This window comes from Shinella sp. M27 (assembly GCF_049199905.1).
Lineage (GTDB): Bacteria > Pseudomonadota > Alphaproteobacteria > Rhizobiales > Rhizobiaceae > Shinella.
Map to the genome: position 1 here is coordinate 1 of NZ_JBLZPK010000002.1, position 6,286 is coordinate 6,286.

Here is a 6,286-nt window from a genome sequence, read left to right on the forward strand (position 1 = left end):
GCCAACAACGGACTCTGCGCGTATACACCCAGTCGGGGCATCATATCCGTGCGCGGCAACTGGCCGCTCGTGCCGACCATGGATGTCGTGGTGCCGCACAGCCGCTCGATGGCGGACATGCTGGAACTGCTCGACATCATCGTCGCCGACGATCCCGAGACGCGCGGCGATCTCTGGCGCCGCCAGACGTGGGTCGATATCCCCAAGGCATCCGAGATCCGGCCGCCGTCCTATGTGGACATCGCCGCGACGGCGAGCCTTGCAGGCAAACGCTTCGGCCTGCCTGCCATGTATATCAATGCCGACCCGGAGGCCGGAACCGGCGAAACGGTCGGCATCGGCGGCGCGACGGGCCAGCGCATCAAAACCCGCGCCTCGATGCTTGCGCTCTGTGAGGCGGCGCGCGCCGCACTGGAAGCGGCGGGGGCCGAGGTCGTGGTCACCGATTTCCCCGTCGTCAGCAATTACGAGGGCGATCGGCCGGGTGCGCCGACCATCGCGACCCGCGGTCTCGTCAGCGCCGATTATCTCCAGCGCGAGATCGTCGATCTCTCCGCCTGGTCATGGGACGATTTTCTGGCGGCCAATGCCGATCCCAGCCTGTCGCGGCTCGCCGATGTCGATGGCATCCGCATCTTTCCCGCGCCGAAAGGTAGCCTGCCGGATCGCTATCACGGCTTCGACGATCATATTGCCGACTATCCCGCCCATCGGCGCGACCATGCCGCTGCCTCGTTCGAGGACATTCCGGGCCTTGCCGAAGGGTTTCGCGGCCTAGAGGAAACGCGCCGCATCGATCTCGAAGACTGGATGAACAAGCTCGGGCTGGATGCGGTCATCTTCCCGGCCGTCGCCGATATCGGCCCGGCCGATGCCGATGTGAACCCTGCCTCGGCCGATCTCGCCTGGCAGAACGGCACCTGGGTGGCGAACGGCAATCTGGCGATCCGCCATCTCGGAATTCCCACGGTGACCGTGCCGATGGGCATGCTGGCTGATATCGGCATGCCGGCCGGCCTCACCTTCGCCGGCCGGGCCTGGGACGATACGGCCCTTCTCGCCTATGCCTGCGCCTTCGAAAAGACCGGCGGCTATCGCGAAGCGCCGATGCGCACGCCGGAACTTCAAGACCTGTCAGGCGCTTCCGCAACGGACTTGGTCGATACCGCCGAGCTTCATCTGTCAGTGTCGCTGGCACCCATCGGCCATGGTCGCCAACGGCTGTCGATACAGGTGCAAAGCCCAACGCCGCTCTCGTGGCTGACGGTGAATGGCCAGCCGGTCGCGTTCGAGCAGGACGGCATGCAGAGCACCGCAAGCCTCGATCTGGACGACAACACCCGTGTCCACAGCGAATGGCGCGCGCCCTACGGCCACATCGTCATCGCCTGCGCCGAGGGCCAGGCTGCCTTTGCCAGCATCGGCGGCACGCTCTGACCGGCGTGGTCAAACCGTCACGAACCGGCCCGACAGGAGAATGGCGGCGGCCGCCAGCGCTGCAACGATCAGCACGATCTGGTTCAGCCGCTGCTCGATGAAAAGCGCGACGGTCTCGCCGTAGCGGCGCACCAGATAGGCGAAGAGGAAGAAGCGCGCGCCGCGGGTCACCGCGGCACACAGGATGAAGACGGGGAGCGCCATGTGCACCGCACCCGACAGGATCGTCACGACCTTGATCGGCGGCAGATGCGCGATCCCCGAGGTGATCATCATCAGCAGGATCCAGCGGTCGTCGATCGACGCCTTCAGATGCTCGAATTCTGCAAGCTTGCCGTAGAAGGACAGGATCGGCTTCGCAACGGCCTCATAGGCGAAATAGCCGAGCGCCCAGCCCGCGATGCCGCCCAGCACCGAGGCAACCGTAGCGATGGCCGCATATCGATAGGCCTTCTTCGGCTGCGTCAGCACCATCGGCAACAGCAGCACATCGGCCGGCACGAGAAAAATCGAGCTTTCGACGAAGGCGATCACAGCAAGCCAGATCTGCGCCGTCGGGCGGGCGGAAAGGGATAGAACCCACTTATACAATCGTCGCAGCATTGGCAGTCTGCTGTTCTCTTTCGGTGCAATTCAAGGAAATCTGCTGTGCGGAGGCGCCCGAAGCAGCCGCCCCGCATAGCTCACATTGGCGGCATTGTCGCTAGCATCGTCGAAATTTATCGGTCCGTGAGTGCTCCCGCTTGCGCATATCTCCATGCGGCCCGCATGCGCCGGCCTATTGGATGCAGGCTTTCCCTACCGGGGTTTCGGGATCACACGCGAGAACGCCCTGCAGCTCGAAAATGTAGAAACGCGGCCGTTCACTGCAATCCACCGTGCGCGATTTGCCTGTGCGCAGGTTGCGCACCGTCACGCCGGCGGAACCGGCAGTCCCCTCGGCAGAATCCGCATCCGGCCAGTTTTCCGTGAAGACCGTATAGCTGAAGCCCGCGGATTTGAACCGGACGGATTGCGTATAGACATCCCGGTGAGTATAAACAGCACCGAAGAACCGGTCGAGCGAGCCGGCCGGCTTTTCGGGAAACGCCAGCTCCACCTTATCATCATGCCCTTCCGGCGTCTGGGAACCGAAGCGGTATTGAAGCGTAGACGGGGCGCCGCCCGGTTCGCCAGAAGCGCACAATTCGATGAACTTGCGCCCTTCATCCGCCTCACAGCTGAAGATCGGCTGCGCATCCGTCTCACAGGCGTGGGAGAAGCTGCCGGAAAGGAGAAGGCCGACGAACAGCGCCACGCCGGATTTCGCGGTGAGCCAAAACAGTCTCGGCGAAAAAATCCTCACCAACGCCGCTTTCTTCCTCAAGCAGTTTTCAAAACGCTGCCGGACAAAGACTCTTCATTGGGTTGAAAGACGGTCGTTCATCCGGTGCGCGCTCTCGCAATACGGGTGACGAAAGCGGTTTATTCGCCCGTGCGAGGATGGCGGCACGCCGTTCCGAGCGCTAGCTGTTGTCGTCCTCAGCCGTCTCGACCTCCTTGAGAAGCCGGAAGGCAAAGCCCCTGGCTTTGAGCTCGAGAATGCCCTTCGCGACGCCCTCCCCGGACATGCGGTTCGGCTGGTTGATATGCGCGATGATGACGTCACCGTCGCGGGCGTGGCCTATCGTCCTCGCCGCCTTGGTGGCGGACGCCGTGGCGCCTTCGTCGCCGCTGACGGAATAGCCGGCAATGCGGAAGCCCAGCGACTTGATCAGCGCCAGCGCATCAGGGCTGTAGAGCGCCGTCGCGCCGCGAAACCAGCCGGCCCGCACGCCGAGATCCGTGGCGATCGCGCCGGCCCCGCCCTCGACCTCCGCCTCGACCGCAGCGAGCGTTCCAGCCGGCTTGATGCCATAGACCGCCTTGCTGCCCAGCACCGCCGGCACATGCTCGGCACCATGATCCTCGATCTCGAAAAGCTCGGGATGGTCGGCCAGCACCCTGACGGTCGGGCCGTTGCGGGCAAGCCAGCGACGGGTCACGAACAGCGTTGCGGGAATCCGGTTATCGATGAGAGTGTCCAATATCCGCCTGTCGATGCCGCCACTGCACGCATCGAAGGTCAGGGCGACCTGCGGATGCTCCGGCCCGCCCTTGGCGATGGTCAACCGCGGCTCGTGCAGCGGCTTGGCCACGGCCGGAGAGACGAGTGTGAGCAAGACGACGATAAATCCGAAGCGCATGATGCATTTTCCCAGGCGCGTCCCCGTGTCGGAGAGACACCGTCAGGAGAGCGCATCGCCGCTCTATGACCGGCCCGGTACGAAATTATGTCCGTTTATGGCGCCGGGACGCTTTGGGGGCAGCACTTGAAAACAAAGCGCATCAGCATTCGAAATTTGCGGTAGTGAGCGCCTCGGTGTGGAGCCATTTTCCGATTTTCAACATACCGCCACCTCCAAAGATGCGCATGTTCTGAATAACAGGGCGCATGCGCTTCCCACCTCGCCGGCCAAATCCGCCTCAGGCGGGATAAATTCAAGATTCCCAAGAGAATCCGAACCATTCCTGCACGTTAGAGATCGCGAATTTTGCAGATTTACTTAAACCCCCACCACAGAATTGCATACACCTTGCAGACAGCCGGAATTTTCATCTTAGCAAGAAAAAAATAGATTAAACTTCAAAAATGATTCACTGAACACTCAACAATACTTAAAAACATAGCAATATTGACACCAGAAGTTGAGTTAACGCAAAAATAAGTTGAAGACAAGAAATCAATGATGAGATTCGCCATGAGATCAACATGAGAGCGATCAAGGAAAACCGATATTTTAGCGATTCAATAAGCATTTTATACTAAGCCTACAACCTCTCCGGCTATGGCGCCGGATATCGCACTTAGGTGCGGCATGGCTTCTTGACGCCGAAATGAGTTCCGCGCGCCAGAAAAGCGTATGCCCACGGCAGGACATATCCATCATGAGAATCAAGAGCCAATTCATCGTCCTGGCTTCGGTCACGGGGATAACCATTGCTGGCCTCGTCGGCAGCCTCTGGAGCTATGCCGGTGCGGCGGGCGACGTCACGAATGCCTACGATCAGAAATACAAGTCGTATCTCCTCGCTGACAACTTCCGACAGTCGTCCGACGATCTCACCCGCCTGGTGCGCACCTATGCACAAACGGGCGATCCGTCGTTCAAGGAACAGTACAACGCCGTGATCGAGATCCGGAACGGCACGCGGCCGCGGCCGCAGGATTATCACCGCATCTATTGGGACTTCGTTGCCGGAGGCGAGGCCAAGCCCCGTCCGGACGGTGCCGCCATCTCCATGCACGATCTCATGAAGGAAGCCGGCTTCACGGACGAGGAATTCGCGCTTCTGGACGAGGCCGGCAAGCGCTCCGACGCGCTGGTCAAGATCGAGACGGAGGCGATGACCCTCGTCGACAATGCCGCCACGCTCGGGCCGGAGGCCAGGGAAAAGGCGGCGACGATGCTCAATTCGCCCGACTATCACACATTCAAGGCCGGGATCATGAAGCCGGTCGACGCCTTCTTCGTAAAGCTCGAGGAACGCACCCAGGGCGCCGTCGATGAAGCGAATGCGCGCGCGGCATTCTTCTGGATGCTCACCATCGCCGCCATGTCGATGCTCGCTCTGATGCTTGCCATCGTCGGCTTCGTCACGTTCAAGCGCATCATCGGCGGTATGGACAAGCTGCGCCGCTCGATGGGCGACGTGGCGGAGGGCCAGCTCGACACCGAGATCGGCCTTGCGAAGAACAATGACGAAATCGGCGACATGGGCAAGGCACTGGAAGTCTTCCGCCAGGGCGCCATCGCCAACCGGCGGCTGGAACAGGAAGCGGCGGAAAACCGCAAACGCGCCGAAGCCGAGCGCATCATGCTGCAGGAGAAGGCGGAAGCCGACGCCGCCGAACGCCTGCGCATCGCAACATCAGGCCTTGCCGCCGGCTTGAAGCGCCTTGCCTCCGGCGACCTCGCCTTCCAGATCAACGAGACCTTTGCACCGGATTTCGAAGCGCTGCGTCACGATTTCAACCAGTCCGTCGCCCAGCTCGGCACGACGCTTTCGGAAATCTCGGACTCCATTTCGAACCTCGACACCGGAACGCGGGAAATCGCGGCCGGGACGGACGATCTTTCCAAGCGCACCGAACAGCAGGCCGCCTCGCTGGAGGAAACGGCAGCGGCACTCGACGAAATCACCGTCAATGTCGCCAATTCCAGCAAGCGCACGGATGAAGCCAAAAGCGTCGCCAGCCAGGCCAACCGGTCGGCCGCAGAGTCCGCCCAGGTCGTTTCCCATGCGGAAGAGGCCATGCGCAAGATCGAGGAAAGCTCGCAGCAGATTTCCAATATCATCGGCGTGATCGACGAGATCGCTTTCCAGACAAACCTTCTCGCGCTGAATGCCGGCGTCGAGGCGGCCCGTGCAGGGGAAGCGGGCAAGGGTTTCGCCGTTGTCGCCCAGGAGGTGCGGGAACTCGCGCAACGCTCGGCGCAGGCGGCCAAGGAGATCAAGGGGCTCATTCACAACTCGTCGTCGGAAGTCGAAAACGGCGTGAAGCTGGTGCGGGATGCGGGCGCAGCCCTCAAGACGATCAGCGGCTTCATCGTCGAGATCAACACCCATATGGAATCGATCGCGACCTCGGCAAAGGAGCAGTCCGTTGGTCTCGCGGAGGTGAACACCGCGGTCAATTCCATGGACCAGACGACGCAGCAGAACGCGGCGATGGTGGAACAGTCGAACGCCGCCTCCAACACGCTCGCCAATGAGGCCGTGCGGCTGCGCGACCTCGTCGTCCGCTTCCGGCTCGCCGGCGCCGGCC

The 6,286-nt window shown here is 61.7% G+C and carries 5 protein-coding genes; 2 read left to right on the forward strand and 3 right to left on the reverse strand.

Annotated features, from left to right (window positions below; genetic code table 11):
- Positions 1-1,437: amidase (locus ACOZK4_RS00215; protein ID WP_421589830.1), on the forward strand; the 1,437-nt coding region annotated here is incomplete at its 5' end.
- Between the two features lie 9 nt (positions 1,438-1,446).
- Here ACOZK4_RS00215 and ACOZK4_RS00220 read toward each other — a convergent pair.
- From ACOZK4_RS00220 to ACOZK4_RS00230, 3 genes are all read right to left on the reverse strand, one after another.
- Complete coding sequence (locus ACOZK4_RS00220; RefSeq protein ID WP_421589831.1) at positions 1,447-2,040, reverse strand: YqaA family protein; 594 nt, start codon at positions 2,038-2,040, stop codon at positions 1,447-1,449.
- 175 nt (positions 2,041-2,215) lie between these two features.
- Positions 2,216-2,734 (reverse strand): hypothetical protein, encoded by a 519-nt coding sequence (locus tag ACOZK4_RS00225; protein WP_421589832.1) that lies wholly within the window; start codon positions 2,732-2,734, stop codon positions 2,216-2,218.
- A 208-nt stretch (positions 2,735-2,942) separates the two neighbouring features.
- Complete coding sequence (locus ACOZK4_RS00230; RefSeq protein WP_421589833.1) at positions 2,943-3,662, reverse strand: polysaccharide deacetylase family protein; 720 nt, start codon at positions 3,660-3,662, stop codon at positions 2,943-2,945.
- 742 nt (positions 3,663-4,404) lie between these two features.
- Here ACOZK4_RS00230 and ACOZK4_RS00235 point away from each other — a divergent pair.
- Positions 4,405-6,286: methyl-accepting chemotaxis protein (locus ACOZK4_RS00235; protein WP_421589834.1), on the forward strand; the 1,882-nt coding region annotated here is incomplete at its 3' end.

Bases quoted from the DNA above. Each gene is read 5' to 3' on its own strand.
- ACOZK4_RS00220 (WP_421589831.1), bottom strand. From the start codon at position 2,040: ATGCTGCGACGATTGTATAAGTGGGTTCTATCCCTTTCCGCCCGCCCG.
- ACOZK4_RS00230 (WP_421589833.1), bottom strand. From the start codon at position 3,662: ATGCGCTTCGGATTTATCGTCGTCTTGCTCACACTCGTCTCTCCGGCC.